This is a genomic window from Mesorhizobium waitakense, from assembly GCF_056431085.1.
In genome coordinates, this window is record NZ_JBWKME010000127.1 from 84,244 (window position 1) to 102,534 (window position 18,291).

At 61.6% G+C, this 18,291-nt stretch carries 14 protein-coding genes; 8 read left to right on the forward strand and 6 right to left on the reverse strand.

The window, feature by feature from the left end; genetic code table 11:
• Positions 1-539 precede the first annotated feature (539 nt).
• Positions 540-956, reverse strand: a complete 417-nt coding sequence (locus AC07FD_RS26310; RefSeq protein WP_478352214.1) for a hypothetical protein — start codon at positions 954-956, stop codon at positions 540-542.
• Between the two features lie 560 nt (positions 957-1,516).
• Entirely contained in the window at positions 1,517-2,353 is an 837-nt protein-coding gene (gene ku / locus AC07FD_RS26315; RefSeq protein ID WP_478352215.1) for a non-homologous end joining protein Ku, read from the reverse strand.
• Positions 2,354-2,622: 269 nt separating this feature from the next.
• Between ku and AC07FD_RS26320 the strand changes: the two genes are divergently transcribed.
• Positions 2,623-3,885, forward strand: coding sequence for a DUF763 domain-containing protein (locus tag AC07FD_RS26320; protein ID WP_478352216.1), 1,263 nt, complete (start codon positions 2,623-2,625; stop codon positions 3,883-3,885).
• Between the two features lie 632 nt (positions 3,886-4,517).
• On the opposite strand, the gene AC07FD_RS26325 is transcribed toward AC07FD_RS26320, so the two are convergent.
• Positions 4,518-5,303 (reverse strand): SDR family NAD(P)-dependent oxidoreductase, encoded by a 786-nt coding sequence (locus AC07FD_RS26325; RefSeq protein ID WP_478352217.1) that lies wholly within the window; start codon positions 5,301-5,303, stop codon positions 4,518-4,520.
• Positions 5,304-5,503: 200 nt separating this feature from the next.
• Between AC07FD_RS26325 and uxuA the strand changes: the two genes are divergently transcribed.
• The 4 genes from uxuA (at position 5,504) to AC07FD_RS26345 (ending at position 10,810) form a co-directional block, all read left to right on the forward strand.
• On the forward strand, positions 5,504-6,688 hold the full coding sequence (uxuA, locus tag AC07FD_RS26330) for a mannonate dehydratase (RefSeq protein ID WP_478352218.1): 1,185 nt from the start codon (positions 5,504-5,506) through the stop codon (positions 6,686-6,688).
• Positions 6,689-7,013: 325 nt separating this feature from the next.
• Entirely contained in the window at positions 7,014-8,033 is a 1,020-nt protein-coding gene (locus tag AC07FD_RS26335; protein WP_478352219.1) for an isopenicillin N synthase family dioxygenase, read from the forward strand.
• Between the two features lie 399 nt (positions 8,034-8,432).
• Positions 8,433-9,755 carry an LLM class flavin-dependent oxidoreductase gene (locus tag AC07FD_RS26340; RefSeq protein ID WP_478352220.1) on the forward strand — a complete coding sequence of 441 codons (1,323 nt, stop codon included), beginning with the start codon at positions 8,433-8,435 and terminating at the stop codon, positions 9,753-9,755.
• Between the two features lie 29 nt (positions 9,756-9,784).
• Complete coding sequence (locus AC07FD_RS26345) at positions 9,785-10,810, forward strand: NADP-dependent oxidoreductase (RefSeq protein WP_478352221.1); 1,026 nt, start codon at positions 9,785-9,787, stop codon at positions 10,808-10,810.
• 106 nt (positions 10,811-10,916) lie between these two features.
• Here AC07FD_RS26345 and AC07FD_RS26350 read toward each other — a convergent pair whose 3' ends face one another.
• Positions 10,917-11,570 (reverse strand): YjbE family putative metal transport protein, encoded by a 654-nt coding sequence (locus AC07FD_RS26350; protein ID WP_478352222.1) that lies wholly within the window; start codon positions 11,568-11,570, stop codon positions 10,917-10,919.
• A 517-nt stretch (positions 11,571-12,087) separates the two neighbouring features.
• Between AC07FD_RS26350 and AC07FD_RS26355 the strand changes: the two genes are divergently transcribed.
• Together AC07FD_RS26355 and AC07FD_RS26360 are read left to right on the forward strand one after the other, a co-directional pair.
• Positions 12,088-12,468: a lipocalin-like domain-containing protein gene (locus AC07FD_RS26355; protein WP_478352223.1), complete on the forward strand. Its 381-nt coding sequence runs from the start codon at positions 12,088-12,090 to the stop codon at positions 12,466-12,468.
• A 466-nt stretch (positions 12,469-12,934) separates the two neighbouring features.
• Positions 12,935-13,189, forward strand: a complete 255-nt coding sequence (locus AC07FD_RS26360) for a hypothetical protein (RefSeq protein WP_478352224.1) — start codon at positions 12,935-12,937, stop codon at positions 13,187-13,189.
• A gap of 61 nt (positions 13,190-13,250) precedes the next feature.
• On the opposite strand, the gene AC07FD_RS26365 is transcribed toward AC07FD_RS26360, so the two are convergent.
• Positions 13,251-14,381 (reverse strand): DmpA family aminopeptidase, encoded by a 1,131-nt coding sequence (locus tag AC07FD_RS26365; protein ID WP_478352225.1) that lies wholly within the window; start codon positions 14,379-14,381, stop codon positions 13,251-13,253.
• Positions 14,382-14,385: 4 nt separating this feature from the next.
• Positions 14,386-15,951, reverse strand: a complete 1,566-nt coding sequence (gene xseA / locus AC07FD_RS26370) for an exodeoxyribonuclease VII large subunit (protein WP_478352226.1) — start codon at positions 15,949-15,951, stop codon at positions 14,386-14,388.
• Between the two features lie 119 nt (positions 15,952-16,070).
• Between xseA and AC07FD_RS26375 the strand changes: the two genes are divergently transcribed.
• Complete coding sequence (locus tag AC07FD_RS26375; RefSeq protein WP_478352227.1) at positions 16,071-18,281, forward strand: bifunctional diguanylate cyclase/phosphodiesterase; 2,211 nt, start codon at positions 16,071-16,073, stop codon at positions 18,279-18,281.
• Positions 18,282-18,291: the final 10 nt, after the last annotated feature.

The following is an 18,291-nucleotide window of genomic DNA, read 5'->3' on the forward strand; positions in this document are numbered from 1 at the left end:
CGGCCATCTCCTGCCGCCGCTTTGAGCTGGGCGGAAGGACTTGGTGCGGCGCTTATATTACCAAGACATAAAGTATAATTGTAAGACTAAGAAAGTGATTTGTAAAAGACTATATTTTGGTGGATTTCAAAATGAAATAAATTTTATCTATATGGTGACCCGGCTAACTCATCGGCCTGAATGGGTTCTGTTTTGGTATCGAGCGTCGAAGTAATACGCACCTCAACAGAATCAATCACTTAGTATGACGGGTGTAATCATCTTATGTCGATGGCGGTCGCGTGCGTAGCCGCCAAAGCTATGCCGGGACCGGCGCGACGCGCTTCAGGAGGCGGCTAGTCATTTGTCCTAGTCCGAAAAACTCGCTGGGGAACATCGCCGCCAATCAGGGCGGCAAAATCTTTCCGCCCCTCTATGTCAAAGTTTATAGACGGCAAACTTTAGCCTGTTCTAATGGAGCTTCATGCTGTCTGGGGGTAGTGGGCAGGCAAGCATGGGGCCGTCGTTTGTGGGAAAACGACGGCCTTTCCTTTCGACGGCTACCTGGCTTCGGGGTTTTGCCGGCGCGCAAAATGTTCATAGGTGATTTGCCAGGGGTCGCTCTCGGAAGCTCTTTCCTCGCCGATCCAATGGAAGCTGTCGGCAGTGATCTCGGTGAAGCGCCACCGGGTTTTCAAACCGCGCGAGTCATTGCCGAGCTGGACGATGTCCTTGCCCTCGGCCCGCCCGACCTGGCGCGAGTGATCCTGGTTGAGCGGGTCGTTCCATAGGATGTGCCAGCCATCGATCCCAGGATCGAAGAAGCGCAAGGTCGTGCCATACATCGTGGACGGCGCAGGCCGCTTGGGCCTGATCCAGACGTCCTGAATCGCGCGGCCTCCGAGCACCCAGCCAAAATGGCATTCTCCATTCCATTTCTGGATTGTGCCGTCGTCGAGGTGGTGGACCGTATCCATTTCCCAGCTTCCAATCAGCCATCCGTACAGGTCCATGTCTTTCGCTCGGTCGGCTATGGGACCTTCGGATCCGAGAGCGGTGAGAAACGGAGAAATCGTCATCGTCCTACGCCTTTCCAGCTAAACGAACCAAACTGCTAGAGCAGCCCTGCCGGCCATTGTCGCGCCCGCCTGCCGCAAGAGCGCCGACTTGTGGAATTTTGCGATGGAAGCCCATGTCGGCGCCGGAACATTGCCGCCACAACTTGCAGCGTTGCGGTGTCCAGGGCTTGGGGAAAATTGCTATAGTGCCGCTATGAATGAGATCGTTTGCGAACGCGATGGCGAGTTGACCGCATGCGCATCCTTCGCGATATCCGCGCAGAATAGGCCATTTGGCTTAATTGCGAGATTGCTAATATGCCTGTAGCTTGATCGTCGCTGGTCCCTCGAAGCCCCAGCACCGGCCGGCACGGCCCAGCGCCACCCCGAAGGCTGCAACCGTGCCGGCCTACCACGTGGCTGCCGTTCCCCACTTCGATCAATTCTAGCGTGTTGGCGCGTGCCAGCGACGACAGGTGCTAAGCGGTCTTGCGTTTCAGCGGGGCGCTCTTCTTAGGCGGCCCCAACCCTTCCTGTTTGAGGCTCTTTTTCAGCACCTCGGCCAGGTTGATGACGTTCTCTTTCGGCTTCGGCGCTGGCTTCCGCGGCTGCTTGCCCCTGCGTTTCGCGTCGATCATGGCAATCAGCGCATCCTCGTAGGTGTCCTCGAAGTTCGAAGGATCGAAAGTCGTCACCTTCTTGTCGATGAGCATGCCGGCGATTTCGAGCAGTTCGGGATCATATTTCTGCGTCTTCAAGCCATCGAACACGCTCTCCTGCGAGACCATTTCATTGTGATTGCGCAGCTCGGTCATCACCAGGCCTTTGCCGTAGGGCTGGATCAGTACCTCGCGGCCGCGCTGATAAAGCACGACGCAGGATCGTGCAGCGACGCCCTTGTTCTTCATGGCATCACGGATCACGCCATAAGCCTCCACAGCGGCACCGTCGGCCGGAATCAGATAGTAGGGTTTCTCGAGATAGCGCGTATCGATCTCGTCAATCGACACGAACTCGCCGACCTCAAGCGTATGCTGCGACGTCAGCTTGAGCGCCTTGATGTCGTCGGGCTCTATCTGGAGGAACTGATCCTTTTCGACCTCGAAGCCCTTCACCTGGTCTTCCGCGTCGACCGGCTTTCCAGTGTCCTCGTCGGCGTAGACGCTTTTGACCGGGAGTCCGTCCTTGCGGTTCAATATCCTGAAATGAACCTTCGACGCCTCGCTGGTGGCGCCGACGATCTTCACGCCGCAGGACACCGAACCAACCTTCAAAAAACCCTTCCAGGCAGCACGCGGGGCGACCATTTTGCTCATCCTGTTTCCAGTCAGGGCAAACGGGTTTCCGTGCAAATCGTTCCTACGGTTTGGCCGGCATCCGGTTTCTGCGGCAAAACCGGACGAGCCTGCGGGGTGCGACGCGCGCAGCAAGTTTGTCCGACCGTCAATTGGAAGGCTCATCATCGAACGTGCCGCAGCCGTCTCGCTCTTTTGCTTGATGTTCGCCAATCCAAGGGCGACGGCAGGCTTCCCTGACAGGTGCCCAACACCTATCTCTACCCAAAGAGCAACGCGGGCGGCAGAAATTGGCGCAACGATCTGGAAGTGCTGATCTCCCACTGCATGGTGGTCGCGTGCCCAAATGGCTCGGTGATCGCATGACGCGCCTTGGCGCGGTGATGTGCGAGGCGATCATCCATCACTATGGTCGCACTGAATTGCTGCGCCGCCTGGCTCACCCCTTTTGGTTCCAGTCTTTCGGCGCGGTGATGGGGATGGACTGGCATTCTTCCGGCATTACGACAAGCGTTGTCGGCGCCCTGAAACGCGGCCTGTCTCCACTCTCCGGCGAACTCGGTATCCATGTGTGTGGCGGGCGTGGCACCCATTCGCGCAAGACCCCGCACGAACTGACATTGATAGGCGAGCGCGTCGGTTTCGACGGGGCGGGTTTGGCCAAGGCCAGTCGGCTGGTCGCCAAGGTCGATAGCGCCGCTGTCCAGGACGGCTTCGACCTCTACCTTCACGGCTTCTTCGTCACCGACGATGGCGACTGGGTCGTGGTGCAACAAGGCATGAACGGCGACACCAAGGTGGCGCGTCGCTACCACTGGCTGTCCGAGGGGCTGACGAGCTTCGTCGACCAGCCGCATGCCGCGATCGAAGGCGCCAATCAGGGCGAGATCGTCAATCTGACCGACCGGCGCGCCGATGCTTCGCGTCACGGCCAACTGGAGCTGCTGCGGGATCTGGGTCCCGATCGCATCGTGAAAGAGTTTGCCTTGCTGGAGCACGGCTCGCCACCCGCTCCCGCGCAGCCCCTGCTGCCGCATCTGATCATGCCGGCCCATCATGACGTCCGCGAAAGCGACGTCGTCATGCGCCGCCTGCACGGCAATATCGCTGCCGCCGTCGAGCGCGGGCCTGCCGATTTCATGGAGCTGCTCTTGGTGCCAGGCGTCGGTGCCCGCACCGTGCGTGCGCTGGCGATGGTGGCCGAGGTCGTGCACGGCGCGCCATGCCGGTTCTCGGATCCCGGCCGGTTCTCGCTGGCGCATGGCGGCAAGGACAGGCACCCGTTCCCGGTGCCGCTGAAAGTCTATGACGAGACGATCGGCGTGCTGAAATCGGCCGTTCACAAGGCCAAGCTCAGCCGCACCGAGGAACTCGATGCATTGAGACGGCTGGACGACCAGTCACGCCAGGTCGAGCGCTATGTCACCGGTCCCAGCCTGAAGGAAATCGTGGCAGGCGAGTTCGACCAGTCGCACATGCTGGGCGGACGCAGTGTTTTCGGATGGGAACCACCGCCGCAAGCACAGGCAGTTCGATCCGGCACCGAGGAATGAAGTCAGCCGAAGGCCCTGTCCCTCGATTTTGAAATTCTTTGCGAAGGCTCCAGCAAGATGCCGGAGCCTTCGCGTTTTACGGGATTTCAATAGAAGCGGATCCAGTAGGATTGGCGGAAACATCTCCGGCGCCAGCGGCCTCGACGCCAATAACGACGGCAAACCACGCGCCATCCACGCCGCCGCCTCCATCCACGCCGCCGCCTCCATCGATAGTACTGCACGGGTTCGACGCCATTCTGGCCATCAGGACCCGGCTCCACAAGGTCGTCTACCGGCTTGTCCAGCTCATCGAGAATGCCGTTCCCCGTGCTTGGGATGCCAGCCACCGCCCTAACGGGGCGCTACGGCGACCACGGCCGCAGCGCCCGCCAATCCTAACATTCCAGTCAGAAATAATCGCCGATCCATGCCAACCTCCATCGTTGATCAATGCGACAATGAGGAAATAGAGCAGTGGGTCGAGGCGCCTAGATGCCGAGCTAAATCTGTTTAAAAACTAAAAGTCGGTGTTGGTCGAGGTTCGCGGTGGCAAGAAACTTGCGAGTTGTGCGATGAAGACTTCAACGTCGCGCCGGAGGTCTTCAGATGTCGCCGACTCCCGGTAAAGGCCAAGACCGATCCGCATGGGTCTATTTCACGCCGATGCCGGCAGTCAGGCCGCCATCGATTTTGTAGTCCGCGCCGGTGCAGAATCCGGCTTTGGCCGAACAGAGAAAAGCGATGAGTTCCGCCACTTCCTCCGGCTCGCCGATGCGCCCGATGGGATGAGCTTCGCCGAAGCGCTTGTAGGCGGCTTCGACATCGGCATCGGTGCCGTTTTCGCCGCGTGCCGCTTTTTCCAGGATCGGGGTGCGGATCGAGCCCGGGCTCACGGAATTGACGCGGATGCCGGAGCGTGCGTAGTCGAGCGCCAGCGAGCGCGTCAGCGTATGGATCGCCCCCTTGGTCGTCGCATAGGCGGCGACATTCTGCTGGCAAGCGTGACCCTGTACCGAGGCCACGTTGACGATGGCGCCGCCGCCCCGCCGGATCATTTCCGGAATGCCGAAATGCGCGGTCAGATAGATCGAACCGACATTCACCGACATTGCCTTGTTCCAGGTCTCGAAATCGGTGCTGGTAGCGGTTCCGTATGGATGGACCGCCGCCGAATTGACGATGATATCGAGGCCGCCGAACCGCTCGACGCCAGCCGCGACCGCATCGCGAACCTGATCCCGCACAGAGACGTCGGCGTCTATGACCAGCACGCCTGTTCGGGAGCTTTCCAGTCGCGCTTGCATCGCCGCGTTGGCCGCGCGGTCGATGCCACAGGCGATGATCGCGGCACCTCCTGCCGCAAGACGTCGGGCACTGGCGAGGCCAATCCCGGTCGTACCCGTCACAAAAGCGACCTTGCCGTCGAAATCCTTCATTGCGGGTCCTCCGTCATTTGCTGTCCAAGGTGGCTCTTAATGCATGTCGCCCAAAAGTGGCCCCGGTTTTGGGGCAACGACATGCATAAAAACAAGGACCTAAAGCGCATCGCCTGAATCCGCTCAAACGCAACGCGCTTTAGTTTGACACTCGTTGCGGTCCAACAATAGGTTGCCGTCCTCGCAGAAGGAAAGCCGTAATGGAACAATGCTGGCGCTGGTATGGCCCGAACGACCCGGTGACGCTCGATCATGTCAGGCAGGCGGGCGCGACGGGTATCGTATCGGCCCTGCACGACATCTATGACGGGCGCGCCTGGCCGCTTGAGAGCATTCTGGAGCGCAAGCGGAACATCGAGGCGGCAGGGCTGACCTGGTCGGTCGTCGAGAGCATTCCCGTCCACAATTCCTTCAAAATTGGTGCGCCGGAGCGCGAGCGCTACGCAGGCTACTATCGCGACACGATCCGCGCCCTTGCCAAGGCCGGCATCACAACGGTCTGTTACAATTTCATGCCCGTGGTCGACTGGACCCGCACAGATCTGGCCTATCGGCTTCCAACGACGGGCTACGCCCTGCGTTTCGATGCAATCGATTTCGCGGCCTACGACCTGTTCGTGCTGAAACGCAGGAATGCCGAGGTCAGCTACAGCGCCGCCCGCATCGCCGAGGCGGAAACGCGGCTGAAGGAATTGAGCGACGAGAAGATCGACAGGATCGAGCGCAATTTGATCGCCGGCCTGCCGGCGACCGAGCGCAGCTACGACCGTGACAGTTTTCGCGAGGCCCTGGCGGACTACGATGCTATCGGTCCGAAGGAATTGCGCGACAACCTTGCCTGGTTCCTGCGCGAGATCATTCCGGTGGCCGAGCAGGAGGGGGTGCGCATGTGCATCCATCCTGACGATCCGCCCTTCTCGCTCTACGGCCTGCCGCGCATCGTTTCGACCGCCGCGGACGCCCGCTTCATCCTCAACGCCGTCGACAGCCCGGCCAATGGCTTGACGTTCTGCACCGGCTCCTACGGGACGCGCGCCGACAACGACATCGTCGCCATGGTCAAGGAATTCGCCGACCGCATCCATTTCGCCCATCTGCGCAACATCACCATCGAGGAGGATGGCTCGTTCTATGAAGCCGAGCATCTCGAGGGTGGCACCGACATGGCGCATGTCATCCTCGCTCTGATGCAGGAAGAGGCGCGTCGCAGCAGGGAAGGCCGCGCCGACTGGCGCATCCCCATGCGCCCCGATCACGGCCACCTGCTTGCCGACGATATCGGCAAGACCAGGATCAATCCCGGCTACTCGCTGATCGGCCGGCTGAAAGGCCTCGCCGAACTGCGCGGCATCATGCGCGCCGTGGAGACGTTCGGGCTGGCTTGAAGTCATCAGGCAGGCGGCCTGAGAAGGGATCCGGGCGCAACGGCCAACCTGCCCGGGTCTTCAGTTCATGCGGAAGTCCGCATAAACGTCTCTGATCGATGTCTCGTCGCAATATGCATGAAACATCCGTTGGGAATATTATTTTGCCCTCGGGCCACTATATGCAGCGCTCACTTTCTTCTGTTGGTGCCGAGATTGGGGTGCCCATTGCTTTGATCGGCTGCCCCTGCGTGGCACCTTGGATGCACGATCCACGCCTCGAGTGCTTGCCGATGGTCGCTTCTACTTCTCCTCGGCAAGGGCGGAGAAAAGAAGGAACCTGCCCATGCCCAGAATTGTGCCGGTACTCGATCTGAGCCGTCTCGAACAAGGAGCGTCCGAGCATCGCACCTTTCTCCTGGACCTGCGCACGGCGGCCCGCGACGTCGGCTTCTTCTATCTCAGCGGTCACGGAATTTCGGCCTCGGAGACCGATGAAGTGCTCGATGCCTCGCGCCGGTTCTTCGCCTTGCCGGAGACCGACAAGCTGGCAATCGAAATGGTCAAGTCCTCGCAGTTTCGCGGCTACACGCGCGCCGGCGGTGAACTGACCAAGGGCGCCGCTGACTGGCGTGAACAACTCGACATCGGCGTCGAGCGCCAGCCTATCCCTCAAGGGCCGGGAATTGCGCCTTGGACACGGCTGCAAGGACCGAACCAATGGCCGTCGGCACTGCCCGATCTCAAGCCGGCGCTGCTGGCATGGCAGACCAGGGCTACAGCTGTGGCGATCCGGCTGCTGAAAGCCTTCGCGCTGTCGCTCGATCAGCCCGAGGACGCCTTCGACGCGATCTACAGGGACTCGCCCAATCATCGCATGAAGATCGTGCGCTACCCCGGGCGCAACGCGACGGATGGCGACCAGCGTGTCGGCGCGCACAAGGATGGCGGCTTCCTGACGCTGCTGCTGCAGGACGACAACAAGGGGCTGCAGGTTGAATATGATGGCAGCTGGGTGAATGTGGACCCGCTCCCTGGAACGCTTGTCGTGAACATTGGCGAACTGCTCGAACTGGCGTCGAATGGCTATCTGCGCGCCACCGTTCACCGCGTCGTGACGCCGCCTGCCGGCGTCGATCGGATTTCCGTTCCCTTCTTCTTCAGCGCGCGGCTGGATGCGACGATACCGCTGCTGAATTTGCCCGTGGAACTGGCGGCCGAGGCACGCGGACCGGCAAGCGACCCGGACAACCCGTTGTTCCGCGATGTCGGCACCAATGTCCTGAAAAGCCGTCTGCGTTCGCATCCCGACGTGGCGCGCCGCCACTATGCCGATCTTCTCCAGACCGGAGCGGAGCGCCCGTGAAGCCCAATGCATGTCGCCCAAAAGTGGTCCCGGTTATGGGAGAACGACATGCATAAACAAACCTCAATACCGAACAGATTTTCGCCGGTTTGCGTGTTCTTTGGAACGTCATTCGTCGCCAAGTCGCGAAAATAAGCTCAAAAAGGTAAAATCGTTCGGCGGTCTCCTCCCATTCCGCTGAGCGGTGTTCCCCTCTGAAGGTTTGAACCTTCTTTTGGCCGGGCCGCATTCGAGCCCGGCCATTTTTTGTGCTGCGGTCCTGGATCGCAAAACGGAATTGCTGCAAAAACCCGGCGCGGCGCAACGGAATACCTTCCCGGGCTGGGCGGACCGGCCGATCCTAAAGATCAGGATTCGAGCGATGGCGCTCGACCATATTGATCGGTCGGAACGATTTTCATGACACAGAAACAATTGCGGCTTGGTGCTTTCATGCGCCCCGTCAGCCTGCACACCGGCGCCTGGCGCTATCCGGGCGCCTATCCCGACGCCAATTTCAATTTCGCGCATCTGAAGCGCTTCGCCCAGACCCTGGAGGCTGCGAGGTTCGACGCCTTCTTCATGGCCGACCATCTGGCCGTTCTCAACATGCCGATCGAGGCGCTGCGGCGCAGCCACACGGTTACGTCGTTCGAGCCGTTCACGCTGCTGTCGGCGCTGGCGGCCGTCACCGATCATATCGGGCTGGTCGCAACCGCATCGACGACGTTCGACGCGCCCTACCACATCGCCCGCCGCTTCGCCTCGCTGGACCATATCAGCGGCGGCCGCGCCGGCTGGAACATCGTCACCACATCCAACCCCGATGCGGCGCTCAACTTCGGCCTCGACGAACATGTCGGGCATGACGAGCGCTACCGGCGGGCACGGGAATTCTATGATGTCGTGACCGGCCTGTGGGACAGCTTCGCTGACGATGCCTTCATCCGCGACGCTGAAAGCGGTCTCTATTTCGATCCTTCCAGATTGCGTGTGCTCGATCACAAGGGCGAGCATCTCTCGGTGCGCGGGCCGCTCAACATCGCCCGGCCAATCCAGGGCTGGCCGGTCATCGTCCAGGCCGGCGCGTCGGAGGCTGGGCGGCAACTGGCGGCAGAAACGGCGGAAGTCATTTTCGCCGCGCATGCCGATCTCGCCGCCGGCCAACGTTTCTTCGCCGACGTCAAAAGCCGTGCGGAGAAACTCGGCCGCTCGCGCGACGACATCAAGATCCTGCCCGGCGCCTTTGTCGTCGTCGGTGACAGTGTCGAGCATGCGCAGTCCAAGCGGGCGAAGCTCGACAGCCTCGTCTACTACGAGAGCGGCATTGCCTCGCTGTCGATCGCGATCGGGCATGACGCATCCGGTTTTGATCCGGACGCGGCCTTGCCCGAAATCCCCGAAACCAATGCCAGCAAGAGCGGCCGCGAGCGTGTCATCGAACTGGCGCGCAACGAGAACCTGACCGTCAGGCAGCTTGCACAGAGGCTGGGTGGCTATTCCGGCCTTGCTTTCGTCGGTACGCCTCAGACAATCGCCGACGAAATGGAGGAATGGCTGGTCACCGAGGGCTCCGACGGGTTCAACATCATGTTTCCCTATCTGCCCGCCGGGCTCGACGACTTTGTCGAGAAGGTCGTGCCCGAACAGCAGCGACGGGGGATCTTCAGGCGGCAGTACGAGGGAACGACATTGCGCGAGAATCTTGGCCTGAAGCGGCCGCCCAACCGGTTTTTCGAGTAGAGTGTTCTTGACAGCGAGGTCGTCCGTAAATGTCAGCGCAGACAAACACCCGCATCGTGCTTGCAGCGAGACCGCAAGGCCGGCCGAAGCCAGGCGATTTTCGGATAGAGACAGTTGAAATTGTCGAGCCGGCCGAGGACGAACTCCTGCTGCAGATCCTCTATCTGTCGCTTGATCCCTATATGCGCGGGCGGATGAACGACGCCAGATCCTATGCCAAGCCGGTCGAGATCGACGGCGTGATGGAAGGCGGCACCGTTGCGCGTGTCGTCAGATCCCGCCATGCCGGCTTCGCTGAAGGCGATGTCGTCCTGTCGCACTCGGGATGGCAGAGCTTTGCACTGTCCGATGGCGTCGGGCTGCGCAAGCTCGAACCCGCGGCGGCGCCCGTCACCACGGCACTCGGCGTGCTCGGCATGCCGGGCTTCACCGCCTATGCCGGCCTGCTCACGATCGGACAGCCAAAGCCTGGCGAGACGGTCGTCGTGGCGGCGGCCAGCGGCGCAGTCGGGTCAGCCGTTGGACAGATCGCGCGCATCAAGGGCGCGCGTGTCGTTGGCATTGCCGGCGGCGCTGACAAATGCGCTTTCGTGCGGCAGGAGCTCGGGTTCGATGCGGTCGTCGATCACCGTGCCGATGATTTTGCCGCGCAGTTGCAGGCGGCCTGCCCTGATGGCATCGACATCTATTTCGAAAATGTCGGCGGCCCTGTCTGGGATGCGGTGTTCCCCCTGTTGAACGATTTTGCCCGCGTGCCGGTCTGCGGGTTGATCGCGCAATACAATGTCATCGCGGAGTCCGGCATCGATCGGCTGCCGACGCTGATGCAGCAGGTGCTCCACCGCAGCCTGGCGATCAGGGGGTTCATCCAGCGTGAATTCGTCGACCAGCGCCCGGCGTTCTACCGCGACATGGCCGACTGGATAGCAACCGGCCGCGTTCGGTACCGGGAAGATATCGTGGATGGAATAGAGAACGCGCCGCGAGCCTTCCTTGGCCTTCTCGAGGGCAAGAATTTCGGCAAGCTCATCGTGCCGGTCGCCGGAAGTCGCTGAGGGGTCTGCCCAAGAGGATTTCCGGCATTTCGAATCAAGAAATGGTCGCTCATTCCTTGGCCCACACGGATACTCTAATTGTTGAGGCTCCCATCGAGCTCGGCGTTCATGAAAGAACCGTCCAATAGTCGAGTGCTTTCAACTGCTCGACGCCATCCAGCACCATGCTGCCTGCGACATAGACGATGACCGCAAGGCCGAGCCAGCCGATCCAGCGATGCCTGGCCAGCAGCGCCGCGACCAGGGTCGAGGCGATCGCCATCAGCACCACCGACAAGATGAGGCCAAAGACAAGCGCATCCATGTCGTCGCTGGCAGCACCTGCCACGGCGAGCACATTGTCCAACGACATCGAAACGTCGGCAACGACGATCTGCACGATTGCCGTGCGCAGCGCCTTGGCCGGTCGTGTCGCCGCAAGGGAAGCCACGGTCGGATCGGCGTCTGCACCGTCCCCGTCATCGGCATCGCTGGCGGATCGCAATTCCCCGAACATGTTCCAGCAGACCCAGAACAACAGCAGACCGCCGACCAGCATGATGCCCGGGATCGCCAGCAACTGCACGGCCACCACGGCAAAGACGATGCGGATGACAGCCGCTGCGGCGATGCCGGCGATGATCGCCTTCTGCCGCAGCGCCTTTGCCAGGCCCGCGGCCGCCATGCCGATCACCACGACATTGTCGCCCGACAGAACGAGATTGATGGTGATGACTTCCAGATAGGCTGTGATCGTCGCCTGATCGATCCCAAGGGACATCCGGTAAGCTTCCCTGTCGTTCGCAGTTTTCCTTGCCCTAGGCAGGACTCAGCAAGACGAGTGGATCCTACCATGCATATGGGGCTTCGCTTCCGGCAAGATAGGGGTGGCCTGTTGCCACCGCACCTCGTCCTGCGGCAGCGTCAATGGCGGCATAAACTTCAGCACATTATCGGCTTGGACGCGGCGGCGGCATTCGCTGCGCCGTTGTCGATGCGCATGATCGGGTGGTGTCTCGGTTTGAAGGCTCGCTGGTCGCGATCCGGGCCGAACTCCTGTATGCTTTCCGCAAAGCATGGGGGAGGCTTCATGCCATATGCCGTCCAGACATCCCCGGATGACGTGGATTGCCTTTATGCGCTCCTCGCTGGACGCAACTGCGCCGAAGCCGGGCCACGCGGATGGCATAGCGAGCGCTCTGCCAAGGAATAACGGAGGTGAGGGCAATGGCCGAAGATATAGCCGTTCACCGATTCGCCTCGATCTCCTCCTTGGAAGCTGGCGGATGACGTCTTGGATGACGAGAGATGTTTCGACCGGGGAGCGGCAGCCAGCCCTGGGTCAGGAACCTCATGGCATCGTCATCTATACACCTGAGCGCGTCATTTTCTTTATCCTTAGGAACAATCGCAATCGGCCGCAGCGTTTGCCGCCATCCGACGAAGAGAAGATTGCGTTGTTCGATTCGATGTTCGCCTATTCGGGCAGCTATACGGTTGAGTCAGATCGCGTTGTCCATCATGTCGACATGAGCTGGAATGAAGCATGGAGTGGCACGGAACAGGTGCGGTTCTGCAAAGTCGACGAACAGACGCTGACTTACACCTCGCCCCCCACCCAAAATCCGTTTGACGGGCGCGAGATTATTCACGAAGTGACCTATGTGCGAGAGAAATGACCTTGGGTCGATCTGCCTCTCAGGTCTCGGCATCGACCGCATCGCAAGATTTCAAACTGAGACACTACCTGATGGCGAGCAGAGTCGACCTGATGGCGAGCAGAGTCGACATTGCGTGAGGATGTCACTATATACCGGCGGCTTCGACCCGCGCGCCTCAGGGCAGCGCCGCCGAAGCGACTGTAAATGTGTTACGGATTGCGCCATCTATTGTGACGAAATCGGCTCGGAAACCGGAAAAAAGCAAATAGAAACAGTGGCGCAAAGCTGGGCGTGGTCCCAGCCAACGGTACCGACCCCTCAGAAACAGAATGCTCTTGACCCCTCGATTTCCTTTGACGCTGTGGACCTTGGACAAGATCGGCTTGCCGGTTGGCGACGACTCGGTTCGTATGGGACCATGCATCCTTTGCGGGGTGTCGGCGTTTATGATTACCAACCGGCTTTGCCGCCAGGGAACAGCAGTATGAGTGAACACGCGATCGAGTTCTTGCGGGGATGGATAGGCGAAAAGGTCCACTGCCAGTCATCCCAGGCCAGGATCGACAAGCAGGCCGAGACTCTGGCCAAGGAATGCGCTGCCAAGGCGGCAGAGGTCGGCATCCCTCTGGAGGATATCCAGGAAGAGGTCGGCGACATTCAAGAACTGATTGCCTCCCGGCTCGAGGAAGCGGCCGAGGCCGACGAGAACCAGCAGGCCCCCAGCAAGGGCGCAGAATAGCCGCTTAGAGCAATTCAAGGGTAACCGTCTGAACGCGGGCTATTCGGCCCGCGTCTTCGTATCAGTCATCCCCTCCGCCAAATTTCTCTTTCAGCCACACTTTCGGCAACGCCGGCACGAAATTGCCGTCGCGTCCGCTCATGTCGTCATTGGCGACCAAGGCGTTGAGGATCGATTCCTCCACGCTCTGGATCACCGCATCGAAAAACGGATCGATGTCGGTGTCGGGAACAAAATCGGCGCTGGCGATGCGGCCGGATGGTGCCAGCGCCGCGCTCGCATTGGCGGTCGAGAAGGCGACAAAGATGTCGCCTGAACTGTGATAGCCGAAGCCGCCGGTCATGGCGACGCCAAGCGGCACGCGGCGCGCCAGCCGCTTCATTTGATGCGGCAGGAATGGCGCGTTGGTGGCGATGACGGCGATGATCGAGCCCTTTTCGGCACGCGGTGTGCCTTGCCGGATCGCCGGCTCAGTAAGCTCAGGCCCGGCGCGCAGGCCGCGAACCGTAAAATTGTGCCGCTTGCCGAAATTCGACTGCACGAAGGCGCCGACAGTGAAGGCACGGCCTTGCCATTCGACGATGCGCGATGCGGTCCCGGATCCGGCCTTGAAGCCGAAGGTGATCATGCCGGTGCCGCCGCCGACGCTGCCTTCCTCGATCGGTCCGCTGGCCGCACCGTCAAGTGCCTGCGCAACATGCTCTGATGTCAAATGGTGGCCGTTGATGTCGTTGAGGAAGCCGTCAAAGGTCTCCGCCGCCACCGGCAGGCCCCAGGCGCTGTCGAGTGCCGCCGGCAGTACGCTTTGCATCCAGCGCAGCGTGCCATCGCGTGAAACACCGCAGGAATGCGTGTTGGTGATGGTGATCGGAAAGTTGAATGCGCCGGTTTCCTCGACGATGTGCGAGCCGGTCAGTTCGCCATTGCCGTTCTGGCTGAAGATGCCGGCAAAGACCGGCGTGGCAAGATCGGCGCGCGGCCGGGGCAGGATCGCGGTGACGCCGGTACGCACCGGTCCCTGGCCGACGACGAGCGCGCCATCGCCTGAAATCAGCGTCGTGTACCCGACCGCAACGCCCGGCACATCGGTGATCGCGTTGAACGGACCGGGTGTGCCGTCGAAACCGATGCCAAAACGCCGCGCGCGCGGCTTGCCGGAAGGCGTTGCCAGATGGTTCGGATTGTCGGTCATGATCTCAGAACAGCGATCCCTGATTGCCGGGCTCTTTGGCCTTTGCCGCCGGCTTGGCCACGGCTTTCGGTCTTGCCGTGCCGCTGGTGGCAATCGCATCGGCGGTGCCGTCGGCGAACTCAAGCGAAAGCGCCATTCCCGACGCCACTTCGGCCGCATGTTTGATCACTGCCCCATCGGCGTCCTTCACCAGGGCGAAGCCGCGCGCCAGGACGGCCTTGTGCGAAAGCGTGGTCAACAGGCGATCGGCCTGGCTCAATTGTCCGCGCAGGCGCTCGAGCCGGACGGAGATCACCCGATCCTGTCGCCGCGCCAGTGCTGCCAGCGTGTCCCCTTGCAGCTTCTGGCGCCGCGCGATCGGGGCCGGCGAAAGCCGCGTCGCGGTGCGCGAAAATCGTGCGCGACGCTCTCGCACGATGGCAAAAAATGCCGCTTGCGCGCGGGCGAGGTCGCGGCCGGTCAGCGTGCGGGCTTCATTTATGCGCCGCGACAGCGTGGCCGGCGTCAGCCTTTGGCCTTGAAGCCGCGCCCGCTTGCGGTCGACGCTGACGGACAGCGCCCGGCCAAGGCGGCTTGTCGCCTCGTCTAGGCGTCGGCGCGGCAGCGCCAGCAATTGATCGGGCGAGGGCAGAGCGCGGGCGGCCGCACGGGCGGCTTGCCGCTTGCGCTCGAAATTGCGCAAGACCGCCGCCTTGAGCCGCGCGCCAAGGCTGGCAAGCGTCGCTTCGAGGTCGGCCTTCACCGGCACCGCAATTTCGGCGGCACCTGTCGGTGTCGGGGCGCGGCGATCCGCGACGAGGTCGATCAGCGTCCAGTCGGTCTCGTGGCCGACAGCCGAGATCACCGGAATGGCGGAGGCTGCAACGGCACGCGCCAGCGCCTCGTCGTTGAAGCCCCAAAGGTCTTCGAGGCTGCCGCCGCCGCGCGCCACGATCAGCAGATCGGGGCGCTGGATGGCACCGTCCCAGGCCAGCGCGTTGAAGCCATTGACAGCGGCGGTCACTTCCGCGCCCGCCGTCTCGCCCTGCACGCGCACCGGCCAGACCAGCACATGCAATGGAAACCGGTCCTTGATGCGATGAATGATGTCGCGGATGACGGAACCTGTCGGCGAGGTGACGACGCCGATGACGCGCGGCATGAACGGCAGCAACCGCTTGCGGCCGGGGTCGAACAGGCCCTCGGCCTGCAGCCGGCGCTTTCGCTCTTCCAGCAGCGCCATCAGGGCGCCGGCGCCGGCTGGCTCCAGATTGTCGATGACGATCTGGTAGTTGGATTTGCCGGGATAGGTGGTGAGCTTGCCGGTGGCGATTACCTCCATCCCCTCCTCGGGGCGGAATTTCAGCCGGCTCATCGTCCCCTTCCACACCACGGCATCGAGCCGCGCGCGGTCGTCCTTCAGCGCAAAATAGGCATGACCGGACGAATGCGGCCCTCGATAGCCGGATATTTCGCCACGCACCCGCACATTGCCGAACACGTCCTCGACCGTGCGCTTCAGCGCGCCGGAAATCTCGCTCACCGTGTATTCGGTGGCGTTCGTGCGTGATTCGGATGCTGCCTCGCTCATTGGCCGATTGGGGAACGGTTGAACGCCCACGTCAAGGCGCCTGTGACGGACCACACGTCATAACGCGATGTTAAGCCTGCTTTGATTGAGTTGAATCCAACGAAGCTGGCCAAGGACGCATGAGCGCAAGCGGACATCGCAGCCCATTGACGTATCAGGTCACGCTGACCGTGCTGGCGCTTGCCGCTTTTGCGCTGGTCATGGTCGTCGGATTTGGCTTCTACGCGGCCGTGCAGACCGATCGTGCCTCGCTTGAGCGACAAAAGATATTCTTCGCCAACGGTTTGCAGGATCAGATCGCTACCGTGGAGCGCGAGCAGGAAAGTATCTCGGTCTGGGACGATTCCATCCTCAACGCCAAGGCCGGCAACCAGCAATGGATGGTCGAGAACATCAGCGTCTGGATGTACACCTACTACGGTCACAACCGTGTCTATGTGCTGGACGAGGCAAATCGGCCGATCCACGCCATGCAGGAAGGCAAGGTGATGCCGCTGGCCGTCTACGGCGCGGATGAGCCTGCTTTGCGGCCCACCATCGAAAAGCTGCGCCAGCTGATCGCTCAACCGCCGCAACAGAACGCATCCGGCGGCCCGACCAAGATGGTCGCCGAGGACCTTGTGTCGCTTGGGGGCAAGCCCGCGATCCTCAGCATCGCACCGCTGGTGCCGAGTTCGGACCGCGTCACCCAGGCGCCGGGCAGCGAATATCTGCATGTCTCGATCGAGTTCATCAACGACGCTGTCATCGGCAAGATCGCCGAAAAATATCTGCTCGATGGCGCGCACCTGCTGCTGTTGTCGCAACCGGTCAGCTCCGCCGCCATTCCGCTGATGAATTCACGCGGTGTCATTCTCGGCTACATCGGCTGGGATCAGGAGCGCCCCGGTCTGACGCTGGTGCGCAAGGCGGGCCCGGCATTGGTCGCCGGCGTGCTGTTTGCCGCGGGTGCATTGATCTTTGTCCTGCGGCGCCTGCGGCGGACATCGCTGGCGCTGCAGACCAGTCAGGCGCAGGCGCAGTATCTCGCCTTTCACGATACGCTGACGGGCCTCCCCAACCGGGCTCTCTTCGAGGACAGGTTGCGGCGGGCCTTGCTGACGACCGGGCGCGATACGGCAAGGATAGCGCTGTTTTATCTCGATATCGATCGTTTCAAGCATGTCAACGACACGCTCGGCCATCCCGCCGGCGACGAGCTTGTGCGCCAGACGGCAACCAGGCTGCAGCAGACAATCCGGGAAATCGACACGGTGGCGCGGCTCGGCGGCGACGAGTTCGCGCTCATTCTGGTCGATGTTCGCGACATCAGGGCGGCCGAGGATGTTTCGGAACGACTGCTGCGGAAAATGCAGGAGCCGTTCAGGCTGATGGACGATCAGGTCTTCGTCAGCGCCAGCATCGGCATTGCCTTGGCGTCGGGTCCGCAAGTCGATGCTGACGATCTGCTGCGCAAGGCCGATATTGCGCTTTACGAGGCCAAGAAGAACGGCCGCGGTCGCCATCAGATCTTCGCCGGCGACATGGACGACCTCTTGCTGCACAAGCGCAAGGTCGAGAACGAGCTCCGCAGCGCCCTTGCTGGCGGGACCGGGATAAAACTGGCCTATCAGCCGATTTTCGCCGCGGATGGCAGGACGATCGCCGGCGCCGAAGCGCTGATCCGCTGGGCGCATGAGATCCATGGCGCGTTGCCGCCGCAACAGTTCATCGCCATTGCCGAGGAACGCGGCATGATCGGCGAGCTCGGCAAATGGGTGCTGGCCGAGGCCTGCCGGTTCGCCGTCGGCACGCAATTGCCCTGGGTTGCCGTCAACGTCTCGCCGCTGCAGCTGCGCGACGCCGGGTTCGCCGACGAGGTTGCGTTGATCCTTGCCGAGACCGGGCTGGCGCCGTCGCGGTTGCAACTCGAGATCACCGAAAGTGTGCTTTTGGAAAACAACGACACCACCAGGACGGTACTGGCGGCCTTGCGCCATACGGGCATCGGGGTCGCGCTCGATGATTTCGGCACCGGTTATTCTTCGCTGAACTACCTGCGCCGCCATGCCATCGACAAGCTCAAGATCGACCGTTCCTTCGTGCGCCTTCTCGACAATGATCGAAATTCCACCGCGATCGTCAAGGCGTTGGTCGACCTTACCATCGCTCTCGACGTCGAGGTCACCGCGGAGGGGGTCGAGACCGAGGAACAAAAGGCTCTGCTCGTCGGCATGGGCTGCCATCAGTTGCAGGGCTATCTGCTGTCGCCGCCGCTGGAACCGGCCCAGATGCTGGCCCTCGCAGGCCCGTCGCCCGTTGAGGGGAGGTCGGCTTCGGCTCTTGGTTGACCTTCCTGTC